The sequence below is a fragment of the Pseudomonas sp. LAMO17WK12:I10 genome (genome assembly GCF_900215185.1).
Classification (GTDB): domain Bacteria; phylum Pseudomonadota; class Gammaproteobacteria; order Pseudomonadales; family Pseudomonadaceae; genus Aquipseudomonas; species Aquipseudomonas chlororaphis.
In genome coordinates, this window is record NZ_OBDX01000014.1 from 119,395 (window position 1) to 139,638 (window position 20,244).

A 20,244-nucleotide genomic window follows, 5' to 3' on the forward strand; every position below is an offset into this window, starting at 1 on the left:
GGAGCTTCAATGAACGAACAACAGATTCTGTTGGCCTTTGGCGGCATAGGCGTGGCGGCAGTGGGCTGCCAATGGCTGGCCTGGCGCCTGAAACTGCCGGCCATTCTGTTCCTGCTGTTGAGCGGCATTCTCGCCGGCCCGGTCCTGGGCTGGCTCGACCCGCAGGAACTGTTCGGCCCGCTGCTAATGCCACTGGTGTCGCTGGCGGTGGCCTTGATCCTGTTTGAAGGCAGCCTGACCCTGCACCTGTCGGAGTGGCGTGAGATCGGCAAGGTGGTGCACCGGCTGGTGACCATCGGCGCCCTTTCGACCTGGGCGGTGATCACCCTGGCCACGCACTGGCTGCTGGGCTTCGACTGGCTGCTGGCGCTGCTGTTCGGCACCCTGACCCTGGTCACCGGGCCCACCGTGATCGTGCCCATGCTGCGGGTGGTGCGGCCCAAGGCGTCGATCGCCAACATCCTGCGCTGGGAAGGCATCGTCATCGACCCGATCGGTGCCCTGCTGGCGGTGGTGGTCTACAGCTTCATCATCGCCAGCGCCGAGGGCCAGGGCCTGCAGCACAGCCTGATGACCTTCGGCGGGGTGATCCTCTGCGGCAGCCTGTTCGGCATCGTCGGCGGCTGGGTGCTGGGCACCATCATGCGCCGCCAGTGGCTGCCGGAATACCTGCACAACCTGGCCACGCTGGCAGCGGTGCTGGGCATCTTCATCGGCGCCAACCAGGTGATGCATGAATCCGGCCTGCTGGCCGTGACCCTGATGGGCATGTGGATGGCCAACATGAAGGACGTCGACGTCCGGCACATCCTGCACTTCAAGGAAAACCTCAGCGTGCTGCTGATTTCCGGGCTGTTCATCCTGCTGGCGGCGCGCCTGGACCTGCATGCCCTGATCGCCCTGGGGCCGCTGGTGTTGATTCTGCTGCTGGTGATCCAGTTCATCGCCCGGCCGTTGAACGTACTGCTGTCCACCGCTGGCTCGAACCTGAGCTGGCGCGAGCGGGCTCTGCTGGCCTGGATCGCGCCTCGGGGCATCGTTGCCGCGGCGGTCTCGGCGATCTTCGCCATTCGCCTGGACCAGGCCGGCCATGAAGGGGCGCTGCTGCTGGTGCCGCTGACCTTTGCCGTGATCATCGGCACCGTGGTGCTGCAAAGCGCCACCGCGCGGCCGCTGGCACGCCTGCTGAAGGTCGCGGAACCGGCGCCAAGCGGCTTCCTGATCGTCGGCGCAAACGCTCCGGCGCGAGCCATCGGCAAGGCCCTGCAACAACTGGGCAGCCGCGTGCTGCTGACCGATTCGAGCTGGGAAAACATCCGTGCCGCGCGCATGGACGGCCTGCCGACCTATTTCGGCAACCCGGCATCGCAACATGCCGATGCCCACCTGGACCTGGTGGGGCTTGGCCATCTGCTGGCGCTGTCGCCCTCCGGCGAATTGAACACCCTGGCCTCCATGCGTTTTCGCCACGACTTCGGCCATCAGCGCCTGTTCGGCCTGGCCAACAGCCAGGAAAGCCGGCGCACCGACAAGCACCGGGCCAGCCATGAACATCGCGGACACCTGCTGGGTAACGAGACCCTGTCCTACAGCAAACTGGCCAGCCTGCTGGGACAGGGTGCGGAGCTGTACAGCACCAACCTGACCGAAGGTTTTGGCTGGGAGGATTACCAGGCGCTGCATGGTGAGCGGGCGACCCTGCTGTTCGCTCGCGACAACAGCGGCTGGGTGCATGTGGTGACGCCAGGCAGCGCCCTCAAGCCCTCCGCGGGATGGACCCTGGTGGCGTTGATTCAGAAGGATACGACGGCGGGCTGAAACACATCGCCGGCAAGCTCGCGCCCGTAACCGCGAGCTTGCTTGTGATCAATCCACTATCAATCGACAAACCCCGGCAGCACCGGTACCGGGCGCTTGTCATCATCGATGGCGACAAAGCTGAACAGGCCATGGATGGCCTTCTCTCGCCCATCGCAGCTCATGCTCTCGACGAACACCTCAACCTCGACCTTGAGGCTGGTATTGCCGACCTTCACCACCCGTCCCACCAGCTCGACGATGGAACCCGCGGCAATCGGGTGATTGAAGTCGATACGGTCGGTGGACACAGTGACCAGCGGCAACCGGCAGAAACGGGTCGCGGCGATGAACGACACTTCGTCCATCCAGGCCAGCGCCGTGCCGCCGAACAGGGTGTTGTGGTGGTTGGTGGTCGACGGGAATACCGCCTTGGTCACGCGGGTCACCGACAGCTCGGTCCGGCGTTGGATCTCTTGCTCGCGGGGGCTCATGGTTCTACTGCCTGAAACACAATTCGGGGATAAATGACGGGCAACAAAAAAGCAGCCCGTAGGCTGCTTTTTTCTGCATCGGAAGCTGGGCTTAAACCAGTTTTTCCTTGATGCGAGCTGCTTTACCCGACAGGTCGCGCAGGTAGTACAGCTTGGCTTTACGTACGTCACCGCGACGCTTGACAGCCATGCTGTCGATTTGCGGGCTGTAGGTCTGGAAAGTACGCTCTACGCCAACACCGTTGGAGATTTTACGAACGGTGAATGCACTGTTCACGCCGCGGTTACGCTTGGCGATTACAACGCCTTCGAACGCTTGCAGACGGGAACGATCGCCTTCCTTCACTTTCACCTGAACGACAATGGTGTCGCCCGGGGCAAAGGCTGGGATCTCTTTGGTCATCTGCTCTGCTTCGAGTGCAAGAATGATTTTGTTGGTCATGCTGTGCTCCTAAGGTAAATCGTCGGATCTACCATCGATACGTTGTTAACTATCGTCCCGCTCGCGGATGTATTCCTCGAGCAGCTTCTTCTCTTCTCCAGAAAGCGAGCGGCTTTCCAGAAGATCGGCGCGTCGTTCATAGGTCCGACCAAGGGACTGCTGTAAACGCCAACGCCGGATGTGTGCGTGGTTGCCACTCAGCAACACGTCGGGAACACGCTGATCCGCATACACCTCCGGTCGGGTGTAGTGCGGGCAATCCAGCAGACCATCCGTGAAGGAATCCTCCTCCGCGGAATCCGCATGCCCTAAAGCTCCGGGCAGCAGTCGCGTAACCGCATCAATCAGGACCATCGCCGGCAGCTCGCCACCGGAGAGTACATAGTCGCCAATCGACCACTCTTCATCGACATGAGCTTCAATAAAACGCTCGTCAATGCCTTCATAACGACCGGCAATCAGGATCAATGCATCCTCATTCGCCAACTCGCGTACCGCCGACTGAGTCAGTTTGCGGCCTTGGGGCGACAGGTAAATCACCTTCGCGCCCTCCCCGGCTGCCTGCCTGGCCTGAACCAGAGCATCTTCCAGGGGCTTGATCTTCATCACCATGCCCGGGCCACCGCCAAATGGGCGATCGTCCACAGTGTGATGTCGATCCGTGGTGTAGTCTCGCGGATTCCAACAGGTCAGCTGCAAGAGCCCCTGTTTCACCGCGCGGCTGGTTATGCCGTAGTCGCTGATGGCGGAAAACATCTCGGGAAACAAACTGATCACTTCTACGCGCAGGCTAGCCACGTTCAGAAGTCCGCGTCCCAATCCACCTTCATCTCGCCCGCTGCCAGGTCGACGGCCAACACGCATTGCTCGGTATAGGGCAACAGGCGTTCGCGATCATCCAGGCTGCCAGCGCAAGGCTTGACCACCATTACATCGTTCGAGCCGGTCTCCAGCAGGTGATCGATCTTCCCGAACAGTTGTCCGTGAGTGTCGATGACCTTGAGACCTTGCAGCTGGTACCAGTAGTACTCGCCGTCGGTCAGTTCAGGGAACAGGTTGCGCGGCACGCAGATCTCATAACCGGCCAGAAGACGCGCTTCTTCACGATCATCGAGACCCTTGAGCTTTGCGACCAGGAATTTTTCATTCCCGCGTCCGCTGACCAGCTCAACCTGTTTCACGCTACCTTCGCGCTTGAGCGTCCAGGTTTTGTAATCCAACAGGTTTTTAATCGGATCAGTAAAGGAATAAACCTTCACTTCGCCGCGAACGCCGTGAACAGAGTAGATTTTGCCGATAACGATCAAATCATCAGCAGGAGCAGGCGTCGCGTTCATAGGGTTCAGGCTGCAGCCTTAGCCGATTCCTTCAACAGCTGAGCAACGCGCTCAGACGGTTGTGCACCAACGCTCAGCCAGTAGGCTACGCGCTCTTGGTTCACGGACAGGCGGACTTCTTGACCACGAGCGATCGGGTTGAAGAAGCCAACTTGTTCTTTGTGCGAACCGTCGCGTGGGTTGCGGCTGTCGGTCACGGTCAAGTGGTAAAACGGGCGCTTTTTGGAGCCGCCAAGGGCAAGACGGATTGTTAGCATGTGAACATCGTTCCTGTAGTCGGTGCTGCAAATCTAAATGCACAGCGGGCATGGGTGCCCGAAAGGCCGCATATTCTAAGGAATATCCGGACTTTTGCAAATGACTTTTTCCGGCGCCTACCGGCTGCCATCCAGATTTGCTATAGGGCCGTTGGCAACAACGGCGAGTCAGCTCCCGCCAAGCGCGGGTTTGCTGGAGGTCCCGCGTCCCCGCGGGAAACGCCGGCATGGCTGCCGGCGTGGATTCTTCAGATCTTCGGCATGCCGCCGCCGGGCAACATTCCACCCATGCCGCGCATCATTTTCGCCATCCCGCCCTTGGCGGAGAATTTCTTCATCATCTTCTGCATCTGCTTGTGCTGCTTGATCAAGCGACCGATGTCCTGCACCTGGGTGCCGGAACCCATGGCGATCCGACGCTTGCGCGAACCGCTGATCAGTTCGGGGTCGCGGCGCTCGGCCGGGGTCATGGAGTTGATAATGGCTTCCATCTGCTTGAACTGCTTCTCGGCCGCGCCCTGGGCATTGCCCATTTGCGCCAGGTTCACGCCACCGATATTCGGCAGCTTGTCCATCAGGCCACCGAGGCCGCCCATGTTCTTCATCTGTTGCAGCTGGTCGCGGAAGTCTTCGAGGTCGAAGCCTTTGCCTTTTTTCAGCTTTTTCGCCAGCTTGTCGGCTTTTTCCTTGTCGAGGGTCTGTTCGGCCTGCTCGATCAGGCTGAGCACATCGCCCATGCCGAGGATGCGCGAAGCGATACGCTCAGGGTGGAACGGTTCGAGCGCTTCGCTCTTCTCGCCCATACCGATGAACTTGATCGGCTTGCCGGTGATCGCACGCACCGACAGCGCGGCGCCGCCACGGGCATCGCCGTCGACCTTGGTCAGGATCACGCCGGTCAGCGGCAATGCGTCGCCAAAAGCCTTGGCCGTGTTGGCGGCGTCCTGGCCGGTCATGGCGTCGACCACGAACAGGGTTTCCACCGGCTTGACCGCCGCGTGCAACGCCTGGATCTCATCCATCATGTCGGCGTCGATGTGCAGACGACCGGCGGTGTCGACGATGACCACGTCGATGAACTTGAGCTTGGCTTCTTTAATAGCCGCTTCGGCGATCGCGACCGGCTTCTGGCTCAGGTCGGACGGGAAGAAGGTCACGCCAATGTCATTGGCCAGGGTTTCGAGCTGCTTGATCGCCGCCGGACGGTAAACGTCGGCCGAAACCACCATCACGCTCTTCTTCTTGCGCTCTTTAAGGAAGCGCGCGAGCTTGCCGGCGGTGGTGGTCTTACCGGCGCCCTGCAAACCGGCCATCAGCACGACGGCAGGCGGCACGGCGCTCAGGTTCAAATCTTCGTTGGCCGCGCCCATCAGGCTTTCGAGTTCGGCCTGGACGATCTTCACGAACGCCTGGCCCGGGGTCAGGCTGCGCGACACTTCAGTGCCGACCGCACGTTCCTTCACCGAGTTGACGAAATCCTTGACCACCGGCAGGGCGACGTCGGCTTCGAGCAACGCCATGCGCACTTCGCGCAGGGTGTCTTTGATGTTGTCCTCGGTCAGCTTGGCCTTGCCGGTGACATGGCGCAGCGTCTGCGAGAGACGGTCGGTTAGGTTTTCAAACATGCGCGATCCTTTCAGGCCCTAAGTAGACCGAGGTAATGGCGGCTCGGGGCCCCTATATAAAGAGGTGCTCCGTGGGCAGGTCGCGGATTATAGCGAAGACTGCGTGCGACGCACAGCCGCCGTCTGGTTGCACGGTCTTTCGTGTGATGGCGGTTCTATGCCAAACTCAACGACTTTCGGGCTTGCCTAACAGGATTTATGCTCCCCTTGTCACCCAGCTTGCTAACCACCCTCGCCGCCGCCTGTCTCTATGCCGCTGCGACCCTCTATCAAGGCACTCGTCTGGCTCAAGCCGCCAAGACGAACAAGCGCCTGCTGGTCTCGCTCGGCATCCTTGCCTTGCTTGCCCACAGCGCCAGCCTCCTGACCCACCTGATGACGCCCGTGGGCCTGGGCCTGGACTTCTTCAGCGCCGCCAGCCTGATCGCCGCCGCGGTGATTGCCCTGACCCTGCTGGCCTGCTCGCGCATTCCGGTGGAGAACCTGCTGGTCCTGCTGTTTCCGCTGGGGGCGCTGACCGTGCTGCTGGCGCAGTTCGTGCCCACCGGCACGGTGCCGGTGATCGACGAAGAGCCAGGCATCCTCGCCCATATCCTGCTGTCGATCCTCGCCTACGGCATGTTCACCATCGCCGTGTTCCAGGCCCTGTTGCTGCTGGTGCAGGACCACCAGCTCAAGCACAAGCACCCATCCGGGCTGATCAAGAACTTTCCGCCGCTGCAGACCATGGAAAGCCTGCTATTCGGCTTCCTCTGGGCCGGCTGGACCCTGCTTTCGCTGTCGCTGATCTCCGGCTGGCTGTTCGTCGAGAACCTGTTCGCCCAGCACCTGGTGCACAAGACCCTGCTGGCCTGCCTGGCCTGGGTGGTGTTCAGCGTGCTGCTGTGGGGCCGCAACCGCCTCGGCTGGCGCGGACACAAGGCGATTCGCTGGACCCTGGCCGGCTTCTGCCTGCTGATGCTGGCGTACTTCGGCAGCAAGCTGGTCCGTGAATACATCCTGCATATCTGACGAGCGGCGATAATGGACAACCTGCCCATAGAGCCGATGCTCGTGGTCCTGGCCTTGCTGGTGCTGTGGTCGGGGCTGTTCACTGCCATCGAAGCCGCCCAGCAACACCTGCTGACCCTGCGCACCGCGTCGCGCTCCGGCGACAAACCGCTGGCGCGCCTGAGTTTCCCGCGCGACAGCCTGATTCTCTGCAACACCCTGTGCCGGGTGCTGGCGGTCATCATCAGTACCTTGCTGGCGCTCCTGCAGTGGGCGGAAAACGGCCCCTGGCTGGCCTGCCTGCTCGCCACCAGCGTGTTGCTGGTACTCGCCGACTACCTCCCGCGCACCCTGGCCACCCGTTATCCGGATGCGATCCTCAGCCTGGGCAATACCCTGCTGGGCGTGCCGCTGAAGATCATCTACCCCGCGGCCTGGCTGCTCGACAGCATCAGCCAGCTGTTGCTGCGCCCCTTCACCCGCAAGGCCGGCGCCGTCAAGCAGAGCGAAGACGAGCAGGCCGCCGACCCGGACGGCGCCGAGGAACATGCCAACGGCCGTCCGCACCCGGTGTCGGGCATCCATGCCCTGGACAACATCACCGTCAATGACATCCTGGTGCCGCGCAGCGAGGTCGACGGGATCAACCTCGACGACCCCGTCGCCGACATCATCGAGCAGCTGCGCCTGTCCAAACGCACCCGCCTGCCGGTGTTCCACAGCGATATCAACCAGGTCGAGGCGGTCCTCAATACCCGCCAGATCCGTCACCTGCTGCCGGATGCCAGCCTGACCCAGGAGGCGCTGCTGGCGGCCTGCCACGAACCTTACTTCGTGCCGGAAAGCACCCCGCTGCAGCTGCAACTGCTGAATTTCCACAAGCAGCAGCGCCGCCTGGGCATGGTGGTGGACGAGTACGGCGAAGTGCTGGGCATCGTCACCCTGGAAGACATCCTCGAAGAAATCGTCGGCGAATTCGAAAGCGAACACAGCCTCGACAACCCGCATATCCATCCCCAGGCCGACGGACGCTTCGTGATCGAAGGTGCGGCCTCGATTCGCGAACTGAACAAGAGCCTGGGCTGGCACCTGCCCTGCGACGGCCCGAAAACCCTCAACGGCCTGGTCACCGAAGCGCTGGAGACCATCCCCGACAGCGCCGTTTGCCTGAAGATCGGCCGCTACCGCCTGGAAATCCTCGAAACCGAGGACAACCGGGTCAGTCGCGTGCTGATCTGGCACACCAAACCGCTCACCGCGCCCGCCCTGTAGCCCTGCAGCCGCTGCCGAGCCCGCGAGGCTGCGATCGACCGCGAAGCGGTCGCAAACCCTGCATCCACCTTCTGCCTGACACACCGCGCAGGCAGACTTTGCGCCGGCTACGCCGTCGAACGCAGGCTGCGCCAGCGGCTACAGGGCGGCAAGTCCCGCTTGTTTGATCGTTAGGGGCCTTCCTATAACCCAAGCCCCGCAGAACCCGCGTGCTACCCGCACCCAGCGGCTTCTGCCCTGCTCCGCCCGCTTCTGGCAGGCTTCGCTCCCACCCCGAGCCGCGCCCGCGCCAAACCCACATCCCTGGGTGTTCGACCATAATAATTCGCTCCCATGGAGCACATGACTGTCAGGGATAACCGCATGACGACCAGCACCACTTACAGCGCCTCCGTGCCTGCCCAGCCGACCAACTCCGCCAGCCGCGTGGCCACCGCCAGCTTTATCGGCACCGCCATCGAGTTCTACGACTTCTACGTGTATGCCACCGCCGCCGCGCTAGTGATCGGCCCAGTATTCTTCCCGCAGACGTCCGGCACCGCCCAGATGCTCTCGGCGTTCCTGACCTTCGGCATCGCTTTCCTCGCCCGCCCCCTGGGCTCGGCGCTGTTCGGCCACTTCGGCGACCGGATCGGCCGCAAGTCGACCCTGGTGGCATCGCTGCTGCTGATGGGCGTGTGCACCACGCTGATCGGCGTGCTGCCCGGCTATGACAGCATTGGCGCCTGGGCACCGATCCTGTTGTGCCTGCTGCGTTTCGGCCAGGGCCTGGGGCTGGGCGGCGAATGGGGCGGCGCCGCGCTGCTCGCCACGGAAAACGCGCCCAAAGGCAAACGCGCCTGGTTCGGCATGTTCCCGCAGTTGGGACCATCGATCGGTTTTCTTGCGGCCAACGGCCTGTTCCTGACCCTGGCCATGAGCCTGAGCGACGAACAGTTCCGCTCCTGGGGCTGGCGGATTCCGTTCCTGCTCAGCGCCGCCCTGGTGCTGGTCGGCCTGTATGTGCGCCTGAAGCTGCATGAAACCCCGGTATTCGCCAACGCCATCGCCCGCCAGGAGCGGGTCAAGATGCCGCTGGTCGAGCTGTTCAGCCAGTACTGGCTGCCGGTGCTGCTGGGCGCTGCGGCGATGGTGGTGTGCTACGCGCTGTTTTACATCTCGACGGTGTTCTCGCTGAGCTACGGCGTCGCGACCCTCGGCTACAGCCGCGAAACCTTCCTCGGCCTGCTGTGCTTTGCGGTGCTGTTCATGGCCGCGGCCACGCCGCTGTCGGCCTGGGCCAGCGACCGCTATGGACGCAAGCCGGTGCTGATCATCGGCGGCCTGCTGGCGATTCTCTCCGGCTTCACCATGGAACCGCTGCTGACCCAGGGCTCGACCTGGGGCGTGGCGCTGTTCCTGTGCATCGAGCTGTTCCTGATGGGCGTGACCTTCGCCCCGATGGGCGCCCTGCTGCCCGAGCTATTCCCGACCCACGTGCGTTATACCGGCGCATCGGCGGCCTATAACCTGGGCGGCATCGTCGGCGCCTCGGCGGCACCGTTCTTCGCCCAGAAGCTGGTGGCGATGGGGGGATTGAGTTGGGTTGGCGGCTATGTGTCGGCGGCAGCGGTGCTCAGCCTGATCGCTGTGCTGTGCCTGAAGGAAACGCGTAATAACGACCTGGACCAGGTCGCCTGAAAGAATGCTTCGCGAGCACGCTCGCTCCTACAGGTTCAGCGCAACCCTTGTAGGAGCGAGCAGGCGGCGATCCGACTTGCCCGCGATGCTTTTTACAGCTCTACAACGACCGCCTGGGAAGCGCGGGTCGCCTTGGCCCGCGCGGCCTCGATCGACTCGTCGCGCGCCAGGGCCACGCCCATGCGGCGCTGACCGTTGACTTCAGGCTTGCCGAACAGGCGCAGGGCCGTATCCGGCTCGCTCAGGGCCGCGCCCAGGTTGGCGAAAGCGGTCTGGGTCGACTGGCCTTCCACCAGGATCACCGCCGAAGCCGACGGGCCGAACTGACGGATCAACGGGATCGGCAGGCCAAGAATCGCCCGCGCATGCAGGGCGAACTGCGACAGGTCCTGGGAAATCAGGGTCACCAGGCCGGTGTCATGGGGACGCGGCGAGACTTCGCTGAACCAGACCTGATCGCCCTTGATGAACAGCTCGACGCCAAACAGGCCACGGCCACCCAGGGCCTCGGTCACGGCCTTGGCCACGCGCTCGGACTCGGCCAGGGCTTTCGGGCTCATGGCCTGGGGCTGCCAGGACTCCTGATAATCGCCCTTCTCCTGACGGTGGCCGACCGGCGCGCAGAAGGTGGTGCCGCCGACATGGCGCACGGTCAGCAGGGTGATTTCGTAATCGAAATCGATGAAACCTTCGATGATCACCCGGCCCTTGCCGGCACGCCCGCCTTCCTGGGCGTAGTCCCAGGCCTTCTGCACATCGTCGACGCTGCGCAGCAGGCTCTGGCCCTTGCCCGAGGAACTCATCACCGGCTTGACCACGCAAGGGAAGCCCAGGTCGTCCACCGCCTTGCGGTAGTCTTCGAAGGTGTCGGCGAAGTGGTAAGGCGAGGTCGGCAGGTCCAGTTCTTCGGCGGCCAGGCGACGGATGCCTTCACGGTTCATGGTCAACTGGGCGGCCCGGGCGGTCGGGATCACGGTGAACCCTTCGGATTCCAGCTCCACCAGGGTGGCGGTGGCGATGGCTTCGATCTCCGGCACGATGAAGTGCGGCTTCTCCGCCTCGATCACTGCGCGCAGCGCGGCGCCGTCGAGCATGTTGATCACATGGCTGCGATGGGCGACCTGCATCGCCGGCGCATTGGCGTAGCGATCCACGGCAATCACCTCAACGCCCAGGCGTTGCAGCTCGATCACCACTTCCTTGCCCAACTCACCACAGCCACACAGCAAAACGCGGGTCGCGGTTGGCGACAATGGAGTTCCGATACGGGTCATCTGAAGGTCCTCAAAAAGGAGCGGATCATCGAGGGTCGCGCACCAGGCGGGCGGCCCATGGGGAAGAAAGCGCGGCATTTTACATGAACCGCGCGCTTTGGCCTCAGCCGGCGCACGCCGCCTTGCGCAAACGCCAGGCCATGGCCAGCCAGACCACGGTCACGCCGGCGAACTTAGAACCCAGCGCCGTGAGGATCACGCCCGGGGTCAGCGCGTCGATCAGTCCGAAAAAGATAAAGGTGTCCAGGGGAATGCTCAACGCCGAACTTATCCACAGGCGGTCGTGCAGTGGGCGCTTGGTGATGCTGAACACCAGCCAGTCGATGCACTCGGAGACCGCGAACGCCGTGGCGCTGGCCAGGGCGATGGCCGGGTCGGAGGTCACGTAGGACAACACCAGCGCCACCAGCATGGCGACGAGCGCGCCATGACCGAAGCGGGTTTGCACCATGTCCCGCAGGACGAACACCAGCCCGCCCCAGGCCGACCAGATGATGTCCAGGTGCGGAGCGGTAGAAAAAGCGTAGTTGATCAGCACGACACTGCCGATATAGGCGATCAGGAAGAGCATGGGGCGAAAAGTACCTGTCAGTAAGGCGCACAGGGTACTTCAGGCGGGTGGGATGGGCCAGACGGGAGCTGGCCGGCGATAGCCGTCTAGCCGGGCTGGGTGCCGATCATCCACAGCAGCCCGCTGGACTTGGCGCGCTCATGACACAGCGCCAGCACTTCGCGGCGCTCGGCGTTGTCCATGCGGCTCCAGCGGGTGATCTCGCTCACCGTGCGCTGGCAACCGGTGCAGATATCGTCATCGTCCAGCGCGCAGATGCTCACGCAGGGCGAACGGACAGGTTTTTCGGGTTCGCTCATTGTTCTTGCTCGGCCAGATCGCGGGCGTAACGCTGGGAATTATGCACATAGTGCGCGGCGCTGGCCTCGAGCATCTTCTTCTGCTGCTCGGTCAGTTCACGGACCACCTTGCCCGGCGAGCCCATCACCAGCGAACCGTCGGGGATCTCCTTGCCTTCGCCGATCAGCGAGTTGGCGCCGATGATGCAGTTCTTGCCGATCTTCGCGCCGTTGAGAATCACCGCGTTGATGCCGATCAGGCTGTAATCGCCGACGGTGCAGCCATGCAGCATGGCGTTGTGGCCAATGGTCACGCCGGTGCCGATGGTCAGCGGAAAGCCTATGTCGGTGTGCATCACCGTGCCGTCCTGCACGTTACTGTTCCTGCCGATCAGGATCAGCTCGTTGTCGCCACGCAGCACCGCGTTGAACCAGACGTTGGCCCCCTCCTCCAGCTTGACCTTGCCCACCAGCGTGGCATTGGGTGCGACCCAGCTTTGCGGGTGGGTTTCGACACGGGCGTCGCCCAGGCGGTATTTCATATCTATTGTCCTCAAGGCCAGGCAGGTTCACGTATACCGCAGGGTTCAGGCCATACGAGCGATGGCTTCAAATATTGATAAAGCTTTTGGGCGGCTGGTGCAGGCTGATCTGGGCGTCATACAGCAGGTTGATCAGCTCGACGATCATGATCGCCGTCAGGCCCCAGATCTTGTACTCGCCAAAGCGGTAGCTCGGCACGTACCAGCTGCGGCCCTGATAATCGATGCGGTGAGTATGCTCGCGCGGGTCCTGGCGGAAAAACTCCAGCGGCACGCTGAACACCGCGGCGATCTCGGCGTCATTGGCCAGGTATTCGACGTAATCGGGAATCACCCCGACATAGGGCGTGACCTTGATCCCGTGCAGGGAAATCAGCGGGCTCAGGGGGCCGATCACTTCCACCAGCCCTGGAGGCAGACCGATTTCCTCTTCGGCTTCGCGCAGGGCGGTAAAAATCAGGTCGGGATCTTCCGGGTCGCGGCGGCCGCCGGGGAACGCCACTTCGCCGCCGTGGGTGGACAATCCTTTGGCGCGCAGGGTCAGCACCAGCTCAGGCTCGTCACTGCGGGTAATGGGCACCAGCACGGCGGCCTCGGGGAAACGTCGATCCGTCTCCAGCGGTCGCGGCGTATGGTTGCTTACCCGGTGCAGTAGCTCGTCCAGCATGAGTCTTCTCGGTCTGTGCGCTACCCTGCATCATGCACCAAACAAACCGACCGCCCAAGCCCCGATCCACGCCATGTCGCGTAACGACAACTTGCCGACAAAGCCCCGTGCACGCCAAGATAGGCGCAGCCTTTTCGGATACCCAGCATGAAATTCTGCAGCCAGTGCGGTCACCCGGTCACCCAGCGCATTCCCGAAGGCGATTCGCGCCTGCGTTTTGTCTGCGACAACTGCCAGACCATCCATTACCAGAACCCGAACATAGTCGCCGGCTGCCTGCCTACCTGGGGTACCCAGGTGCTGCTGTGCCGGCGCGCGATCGAGCCGCGTCGTGGTTACTGGACGCTGCCGGCCGGTTTCATGGAGAACGGCGAGACCGTCGAACAGGCGGCGATTCGCGAGACATTCGAGGAAGCCTGCGCCCGGGTCCGCAACCTGAGCATCTATACCTTGATCGACGTCCCGCACATCAGCCAGGTGCATGTCTTCTTCCGCGCCGAGCTGGCGGACCTGGATTTCGCCGCTGGCGAAGAGAGCCTGGAGGTCCGGCTTTTCGAAGAAGCCGACATTCCCTGGTCCGAGCTGGCTTTTCGCACGGTCGGGCGTACCTTAGAATGTTTCTTCGCTGACCGGCGGAACGAGGACTACCCCGTGCGTTCCGAGTCCATTCCGCCCCTGGCTCAGCCGGCCCTCACTTAAACAACAAAACGTACGCGGCACCTGTGTACTCTTAGGGATATCGTTTCATGCGCTGGTTGCTCGCTCTTTTCTGCTGCTCGGTTATCGCGGTCTCCCATGCCTCCGCGACGGATGCCCTGAACGGCAAGGTCATCGAAAAAGTCCTGGTCCTCAAGTCGGCCCATCAGTTGCAACTGATCAACGACGGCAAACCCATCAAGACCTACCGCATCTCCCTGGGTAAACGACCCAAGGGGCCGAAGCTCATGGAAGGCGACAAGCGCACGCCGGAAGGCTTCTACTGGCTGGACTGGCGCAAGACCAGCGACCGCTTCAACCTGGCCATGCATATCTCCTACCCGAACATCAGCGACTCCGCCCGTTCGCGCCGCGAGGGCGTGGAGCCCGGCGGCATGATCATGATCCACGGTACCCCGGACAGCGAAGACTACCCGGAGCAGTACTTCCATACCCTGGACTGGACCGACGGCTGCATCGCCATGCGCAACGTCGACATGCGCGAAGTCTGGGGCCTGGTCCCGGACGGCACGATGATCGAAATCCGCCCCTGACTCCTCGCTGAAACGCCGCTAAAACACCTCAGTTACAAAAAAAATCGCAGGCCGCGCCGGCTTCGAAAGGGGAATACCAATTCCCGCTCGAAAAACCGCCGCCCCTGCGATTTTCGCATTCACGGCCAGACCGCCCTAATACCACTTTCCAAAACCATCCCCGCCAACGCCCATAAAACGCCTGTTTTCGTGCGTCATCGTCACACTACTGGCGTTGACATGGTATTTAAGTGGTATTAGTTTTTGCCACATTACCGGGCGACAACAAACCAATAACGCATCGGAATCTCGACAGATGAATCACATCCTGGCCCTGCGCCCTGACGATACCCAGCCGACCCCGCTGTACCTGCAACTGGCGCGCAACCTTGAAGCCGCGATCCATGCCGGACAGTGGAAAGCCGAACAGGCCCTGCCCTCGGAACGCAACCTGAGCGAGATGCTCAATATCTCCCGCGTGACCGCGCGCAAGGCCCTGGAAGTGCTGTTCGAACAGGGCCTGATCCGCCGCAGCCAGGGCTCCGGCACCTTCATTACCCCGCGCCTGGAACAACCGCTGTCGCGGCTGTCGGGCTTCAGCGAAATGCTCCGCCTCAAGGGCTTCGTGCCCGGATCCCAATGGCTGGAGCGGGAAATCACCACGCCGACCCACGAAGAACTGATCCGCCTCGGCCTGTCGCCGAACGACAAGGTGGCGCGCCTCAAGCGCCTGCGCAAAGCCGACGACACGGTGATGGCGATCGAAATGAGCACCCTGCCGGCCTCGATCATTGCCCAGCCGGACGCCATCGGCGACTCGCTCTACGCCTACCTCGATGGCATCGGCCGCCCGGTGGTCCGCGCCCTGCAGCACATCCAGGCGATCAACGCCTCCGCCGAGTTCGCCGCCCTGGTGGGCATCGCCCCCGGCACCGCGATGCTGCTGATGACCCGTGTCGGCTACCTCGAGGACAACACCCCGATCGAAGTCACCGACACCTATTGCCGCAACGACTACTACGACTTCGTCGCCGAGCTACGTCGCTAAACCCGACCGCTGAGCCAGGCCGCCGAGTCGCCAAGAACCCGTCCCAGAGAGCTGCCCATGTCCGAACACAACATCCTCACCCCGCAAGGCTGGATTCGCGGCCACCTGAACCACCGGGACGGCAAGGTCACCGGCATCGAAGGCAGCCCCTGCGACCCGGCGGACAACGACCTGCCCTACCTGCTGCCGGGCTTCATCGACCTGCATGTGCATGGCGGCGGCGGCAAGGACATCATGGAAGGCGCCCCGGCGTTCGAGACCATCACCCGCACCCACGTGCGTTTTGGCACCACCTCGCTGCTGGCCACCACCATGACCGCGCCGACCGAGGAGATCACCCGGGTCCTGGGCGCCATGGGCGAATACTGCGAACAGCGCCCCAGCGGCAGCGCCCGGGTACTGGGTGTGCACCTGGAAGGCCCGTACATCAACCCGGGCAAGCTCGGTGCCCAGCCCAATTTCGCCCATACCGCGCTGATGGCCGAAGTCGAGGCCTACCTGCGCCTGGCGCCGATCCGGGTGATCACCATCGCCCCGGAAATCGCCGGCCATGACGCGCTGATCCGCGCCCTCAGCGCCCGCGGCATCCGCATGCAGATCGGCCACACCCTGGGCAGCTACGAGGAAGGCGTGGCCGCGCTCGACGCCGGGGCCACCAGCTTCACCCACTTGTACAACGCCATGAGTCCGTTGCATCACCGCGAGCCGGGCATAGTCGGCGCCGCCCTGGCCCACGCCCAGTACGCGGAACTGATCCCCGACCTGCTGCACGTGCACCCCGGCGCCATGCGCGTGGCCCTGCGCTCGATCCCCTGCCTGTACTGCGTCACCGACTCCACCGCGGCGGCCGGCATGCCGGATGGCGAATACAAGCTCGGCAGCCACACCGTGACCAAATGCCTGGGCGGCGTGCGCCTGCCGGACGGCACCCTGGCCGGCAGCACCCTGACCATGGACCAGGCCTTGCGCAACCTGGTGAAGATCGGCCTGCCCCTGGCCGAGGCGTCGCAACGCTTGTCACAGTTTCCCGCCGATTATCTCGGCCTGGCCGAACGCGGGCGTTTGCAGATCGGCAGCTGGGCCGACTGCGTGTGCCTGGACCGCTCACTCACACTGACCGCCGTGATGGTCGAAGGAGAAGACATTGACTTCAAAAATGCTTGAAGAGGCGCTGTCCGCCGCCGCGGCCGTCGAAGGCCAGTTGCAGCACCTGGACCCGCAACTGATCGAAGTCGCCGGACGCCTGAACCGCCAGCCGCCGCAAGTGGTGATGACCGTCGCCCGCGGCAGCTCCGACCATGCCGCCAGCTATTTCGCCTACCTGACCATGCAGCAGTTGGGCTTCCCGGTCGCGTCCCTGCCGATGTCGGTGGTGACCATGCAACAGGCGCCGCTGCGGGTCAGCGGCCAGGCGGCATTCGCCTTTTCCCAGTCCGGGCAGAGCCCCGATCTGGTCAACAGCATGCGCCTGCTGCGCAAACGCGGGGCCTTGAGCGTGGCCATGGTCAACGCCCAGGACACCCCGCTGGAAGCCGCCAGCGAGTTCTGCCTGCCGCTGCACGCCGGCGCCGAACGCAGCGTGGCGGCAACCAAGAGCTTTATCGCCACCCTCAGCGCCAGCGCCCGTCTGATCGCCCACTGGAAACAGGACGCGCAGTTGCTGGAAGCCGGCCTCGCCCTGCCCCAGGGCCTGCGCGAAGCCGCGACCCAGGACTGGAGCCCGGCCGTCGAGGCCTTGCGCGATAGCCAACGGTTGATGGTGATCGGCCGTGGCGCCGGCTTCGCCATCGCCCAGGAAGCGGCGCTGAAACTCAAGGAAACCTCGGCGATCCAGGCCGAAGCCTTCAGCAGCGCGGAAGTTCGCCACGGCCCGATGGCGCTGATCGGCGATAACTACCCGCTGGTGGTGTTCGCCCCACGGGGAGCGGAGCAGGCCGGCCTGATCAGCCTTGCCGCCGACATGCGCCAGCGTGGCGCCCGGGTGCTGCTGGCGGCGCCGGACGACATCGTCGAACGCGACCTGACCCTGGGCCGGGCCGAACACCCGGCGCTCGATCCGATCCTGGCGATCCAGAGTTTCTACGGCATGGCCGCAAGCCTTGCCGAGGCCCGGGGCATGGACCCGGACCAGCCACGGCACCTGAGCAAAGTGACCCGCACCCACTGAGCCTTTCCTTCAACGGATGAGTACTGCGCCATGCACAACAACAATAAAGACCTGACGCTCGGCGCTCCCTTGAGCGGCCCGGTGCTCACCCTCGCCAGGGTGCCCGACCTGGTGTTTTCCAGCGGCGCCATGGGCGACGGGATCGCCATCGACCCGCTGAACAACACCCTGCACGCCCCCTGCGCCGGCGTGGTGGTGCATGCCGCCCGCACCGGTCACGCGGTGACCCTGCGCGCCGACAATGGCGCGGAATTGCTGCTGCACCTCGGCCTGGACACCGTTCAGCTGCAAGGCGAGGGTTTCTCCATGCTGGTGCAGGAAGGCGCCCGGGTCAGCAGCGGCCAGGCCCTGCTGCGCTTCGATCTCGATCAGGTCGCGCGCAACAGCAAAAGCCTGATCAGCCTGATGATCCTGACCAACGGCGAACACTTCCAGACCCTGCCCATCACCCTGAAATCGGTGAAAGTCGGCGAACCGCTGCTGCACATCGTTCCACGCGCGGCCAACACGGCCCAGGCGGAAGCAGGCGACACCTCGACCGACGCGGTCGAAGGCCAGACCCGGGTCAATCATCGCGGCGGCCTGCACGCCCGGCCGGCCGCGCTGATACGCCAGACCGCCCAGGGTTTCAGCAGCAAGGCGCACCTGCATTTCAACGGCAAGTCGGCGTCCTGCGACAGCCTGGTCAGCCTGATGGGGCTGGGGGTCGGCGAGCAGGACGAGGTGCGGGTCAGTTGCCAGGGCAAGGACTGCAAGGCCGCCCTGCTGGCGCTGCTGGACGCCCTCGCCACCCCGCTGGCCGAAGACACCCACGCCGCGGCGCCAGCGGTGAAGGCCGTCGCGCCCCAGCGCCCCGCCGAAGCCGGGGTGATCCAGGGCGTCTGCGCCGCCCCCGGGCTGGTCTGCGGGCCGCTGTTTCAGCTGACCGCCATGACCCTGCCGGAAGACAGCGGCGGTCACCCGCCCCAGGAACAACTGCAGGCGCTGGACCTGGCCCTGGACAAGGTTCGCAGCGACATTCGCGGCACCCTGGAGCACGCCCGGCAACGCAAGGACAACCAGGAAGAAGCGATCTTCGCCGCCCATCTGGCCCTGCTCGAAGACCCGGCGCTGCTGGACGCCGCCCGCCAGAGCATCGGCCAGGGACGCGCCGCCACCCACGCCTGGAGCGACGCCATCGGCGAACAGTGCGAGATCCTGCTGCAACTGGGCAATGCCCTGCTCGCCGAACGCGCCAACGACCTGCGTGACCTGCAACAGCGGGTCCTGCGCGCCCTGCTCGGCGAGGCCTGGCATTACCAGTTGCCGGCCGGCGCCATAGTCGCGGCCCACGAACTGACCCCGTCCGACCTGCTGCAACTGAGCGAGCAAGGCGCCGCCGGCCTGTGCATGGCCGCTGGCGGCGCCACCTCCCACGTGGCAATCCTGGCGCGCGGCAAGGGCCTGCCCTGCCTGGTGGCCCTGGGCTCGGAGCTTCTCGATGTGCCGCAAGGCCAGCAAGTGGTGCTGAATGCCGACCACGGTCGCCTGGAACTGACGCCGGATAGCGCGCGCGTCGAACAGGTCCGGCAGAGCCATCTGCTCCGCCAGCAACGCCGCGAACAACAACAGCAACAGGCCCAACTGCCGGCCAGGACCCTCGACGGCCAGGCGATCGAGGTCGCCGCCAATGTCGCCTCCAGCCAGGAAGCCCAGGGCGCCCATGCCAACGGTGCCGATGGCGTCGGCCTGCTGCGTACCGAGTTTCTGTTTGTCGACCGGCATACCGCCCCCGACGAACAGGAACAACGCCAGGCCTATCAGGCCGTGCTCGACGCCATTGGCGACAAGTCGGTGATCATCCGCACCATAGACGTCGGCGGCGACAAGCAACTGGACTACCTGCCGCTGCCGGTGGAAGCCAACCCGGTGCTGGGCCTGCGCGGCATTCGCCTGGCCCAGGCCCGCCCGGAACTGCTCGACCAGCAACTGCGAGCCCTGCTGCAGGTCAGCCCGCTGCAGCGCTGCCGCATCCTGCTGCCGATGGTCAGCGAGCTCGACGAACTGCTGCATATCCGCGAACGCATCGATTGCCTGTGCGCCGAGCTGGGAATCGGCCAGCGCCCGGAGCTGGGGGTGATGATCGAAGTCCCGGCCGCCGCCCTGCTCGCCGAGCAACTGGCCGAATACGCCGACTTCCTCTCCATCGGCACCAACGATCTGTCGCAATACACCCTGGCCATGGACCGTGACCATGCCGGTCTGGCCGCGCGGGTCGATGCGCTGCACCCGGCGCTATTGCGGCTGATCGCCCAGACCTGCGCCGGCGCGGCCAGGCATGGACGCTGGGTCGGCGTGTGCGGCGCACTGGCCTCCGACCCGCTGGCGACGCCAGTGCTGATCGGCCTGGGGGTCAGCGAGCTGTCGGTGAGCCCGCCGCAAGTGGGCGAAATCAAGGACCGGGTCCGCCAACTGGACGCTGCGCAATGCCGACGCCTCAGCCACGACCTGCTGAACCTGAGCAGTGCCTCGGCGGTGCGTCATGCCTGCCACCAACATTGGCCCCTCAGCTGAATAACAAGAACACCGGGAGAC

21 protein-coding genes are annotated in these 20,244 nt (G+C 64.0%); 10 read left to right on the forward strand and 11 right to left on the reverse strand.

Features of this window, described 5'->3' with window-relative positions:
• Positions 1 to 9 precede the first annotated feature (9 nt).
• Complete coding sequence (locus tag CRO75_RS16855) at positions 10 to 1,818, forward strand: sodium:proton antiporter (protein WP_097136920.1); 1,809 nt, start codon at positions 10 to 12, stop codon at positions 1,816 to 1,818.
• A 59-nt stretch (positions 1,819 to 1,877) separates the two neighbouring features.
• On the opposite strand, the gene CRO75_RS16860 is transcribed toward CRO75_RS16855, so the two are convergent.
• The 6 genes from CRO75_RS16860 to ffh form a co-directional block, all read right to left on the reverse strand.
• Positions 1,878 to 2,291: an acyl-CoA thioesterase gene (locus tag CRO75_RS16860; RefSeq protein WP_007927676.1), complete on the reverse strand. Its 414-nt coding sequence runs from the start codon at positions 2,289 to 2,291 to the stop codon at positions 1,878 to 1,880.
• Between the two features lie 91 nt (positions 2,292 to 2,382).
• Positions 2,383 to 2,733 carry a 50S ribosomal protein L19 gene (rplS, locus tag CRO75_RS16865; RefSeq protein ID WP_007927677.1) on the reverse strand — a complete coding sequence of 117 codons (351 nt, stop codon included), beginning with the start codon at positions 2,731 to 2,733 and terminating at the stop codon, positions 2,383 to 2,385.
• A 45-nt stretch (positions 2,734 to 2,778) separates the two neighbouring features.
• Positions 2,779 to 3,531, reverse strand: coding sequence for a tRNA (guanosine(37)-N1)-methyltransferase TrmD (gene trmD, locus CRO75_RS16870; RefSeq protein WP_007927678.1), 753 nt, complete (start codon positions 3,529 to 3,531; stop codon positions 2,779 to 2,781).
• 2 nt (positions 3,532 to 3,533) lie between these two features.
• The gene (gene rimM, locus CRO75_RS16875) at positions 3,534 to 4,070 is read right to left on the reverse strand and encodes a ribosome maturation factor RimM (RefSeq protein WP_007927679.1); all 537 of its coding nucleotides are present in this window, start codon (positions 4,068 to 4,070) and stop codon (positions 3,534 to 3,536) included.
• A 5-nt stretch (positions 4,071 to 4,075) separates the two neighbouring features.
• Positions 4,076 to 4,327: a 30S ribosomal protein S16 gene (gene rpsP, locus CRO75_RS16880; RefSeq protein ID WP_007927680.1), complete on the reverse strand. Its 252-nt coding sequence runs from the start codon at positions 4,325 to 4,327 to the stop codon at positions 4,076 to 4,078.
• 248 nt (positions 4,328 to 4,575) lie between these two features.
• Positions 4,576 to 5,952 carry a signal recognition particle protein gene (gene ffh / locus CRO75_RS16885; protein ID WP_007927681.1) on the reverse strand — a complete coding sequence of 459 codons (1,377 nt, stop codon included), beginning with the start codon at positions 5,950 to 5,952 and terminating at the stop codon, positions 4,576 to 4,578.
• Between the two features lie 198 nt (positions 5,953 to 6,150).
• On the opposite strand from ffh, the gene ccsA reads away from it, so the two are divergent.
• The 3 genes from ccsA (at position 6,151) to CRO75_RS16900 (ending at position 9,894) form a co-directional block, all read left to right on the forward strand.
• Positions 6,151 to 6,963 carry a cytochrome c biogenesis protein CcsA gene (ccsA, locus tag CRO75_RS16890; protein WP_007927682.1) on the forward strand — a complete coding sequence of 271 codons (813 nt, stop codon included), beginning with the start codon at positions 6,151 to 6,153 and terminating at the stop codon, positions 6,961 to 6,963.
• A gap of 12 nt (positions 6,964 to 6,975) precedes the next feature.
• Positions 6,976 to 8,214, forward strand: a complete 1,239-nt coding sequence (locus CRO75_RS16895) for a transporter associated domain-containing protein (protein WP_097136922.1) — start codon at positions 6,976 to 6,978, stop codon at positions 8,212 to 8,214.
• Between the two features lie 363 nt (positions 8,215 to 8,577).
• Positions 8,578 to 9,894: an MFS transporter gene (locus CRO75_RS16900; protein WP_062823578.1), complete on the forward strand. Its 1,317-nt coding sequence runs from the start codon at positions 8,578 to 8,580 to the stop codon at positions 9,892 to 9,894.
• Between the two features lie 92 nt (positions 9,895 to 9,986).
• Here the strand turns inward: CRO75_RS16900 and purT are convergent, their stop codons facing one another.
• From purT to CRO75_RS16925, 5 genes are all read right to left on the reverse strand, one after another.
• On the reverse strand, positions 9,987 to 11,168 hold the full coding sequence (purT, locus tag CRO75_RS16905; protein WP_007927694.1) for a formate-dependent phosphoribosylglycinamide formyltransferase: 1,182 nt from the start codon (positions 11,166 to 11,168) through the stop codon (positions 9,987 to 9,989).
• 103 nt (positions 11,169 to 11,271) lie between these two features.
• The gene (locus CRO75_RS16910) at positions 11,272 to 11,739 is read right to left on the reverse strand and encodes a VUT family protein (protein ID WP_009042319.1); all 468 of its coding nucleotides are present in this window, start codon (positions 11,737 to 11,739) and stop codon (positions 11,272 to 11,274) included.
• An 86-nt stretch (positions 11,740 to 11,825) separates the two neighbouring features.
• On the reverse strand, positions 11,826 to 12,038 hold the full coding sequence (locus tag CRO75_RS16915; protein WP_097136925.1) for a DUF1289 domain-containing protein: 213 nt from the start codon (positions 12,036 to 12,038) through the stop codon (positions 11,826 to 11,828).
• A complete protein-coding gene (locus CRO75_RS16920) occupies positions 12,035 to 12,559 on the reverse strand; it encodes a gamma carbonic anhydrase family protein (RefSeq protein ID WP_097136927.1) in 525 nt (174 codons plus the stop codon). Before CRO75_RS16920 ends, CRO75_RS16915 begins: the two co-directional genes overlap by 4 nt.
• 67 nt (positions 12,560 to 12,626) lie before the next feature.
• Positions 12,627 to 13,226, reverse strand: a complete 600-nt coding sequence (locus CRO75_RS16925; protein WP_062823580.1) for a CoA pyrophosphatase — start codon at positions 13,224 to 13,226, stop codon at positions 12,627 to 12,629.
• A gap of 147 nt (positions 13,227 to 13,373) precedes the next feature.
• Here CRO75_RS16925 and CRO75_RS16930 point away from each other — a divergent pair, with 147 nt between their 5' ends.
• The 6 genes from CRO75_RS16930 to ptsP all read left to right on the forward strand — a co-directional run bounded on the left by CRO75_RS16930 (position 13,374) and on the right by ptsP (position 20,223).
• A complete protein-coding gene (locus CRO75_RS16930) occupies positions 13,374 to 13,925 on the forward strand; it encodes an NUDIX hydrolase (protein WP_085529907.1) in 552 nt (183 codons plus the stop codon).
• Between the two features lie 47 nt (positions 13,926 to 13,972).
• Positions 13,973 to 14,476 carry a L,D-transpeptidase family protein gene (locus CRO75_RS16935; RefSeq protein ID WP_097136929.1) on the forward strand — a complete coding sequence of 168 codons (504 nt, stop codon included), beginning with the start codon at positions 13,973 to 13,975 and terminating at the stop codon, positions 14,474 to 14,476.
• Between the two features lie 295 nt (positions 14,477 to 14,771).
• Entirely contained in the window at positions 14,772 to 15,503 is a 732-nt protein-coding gene (locus CRO75_RS16940) for a GntR family transcriptional regulator (RefSeq protein ID WP_016702727.1), read from the forward strand.
• A gap of 57 nt (positions 15,504 to 15,560) precedes the next feature.
• Positions 15,561 to 16,667 carry an N-acetylglucosamine-6-phosphate deacetylase gene (gene nagA, locus CRO75_RS16945; RefSeq protein ID WP_097136931.1) on the forward strand — a complete coding sequence of 369 codons (1,107 nt, stop codon included), beginning with the start codon at positions 15,561 to 15,563 and terminating at the stop codon, positions 16,665 to 16,667.
• A complete protein-coding gene (locus CRO75_RS16950) occupies positions 16,648 to 17,670 on the forward strand; it encodes an SIS domain-containing protein (RefSeq protein WP_097136933.1) in 1,023 nt (340 codons plus the stop codon). The genes nagA and CRO75_RS16950 overlap by 20 nt, the downstream gene beginning before the upstream one ends.
• 30 nt (positions 17,671 to 17,700) lie before the next feature.
• Positions 17,701 to 20,223 carry a phosphoenolpyruvate--protein phosphotransferase gene (gene ptsP / locus CRO75_RS16955; RefSeq protein ID WP_097136935.1) on the forward strand — a complete coding sequence of 841 codons (2,523 nt, stop codon included), beginning with the start codon at positions 17,701 to 17,703 and terminating at the stop codon, positions 20,221 to 20,223.
• Positions 20,224 to 20,244: the final 21 nt, after the last annotated feature.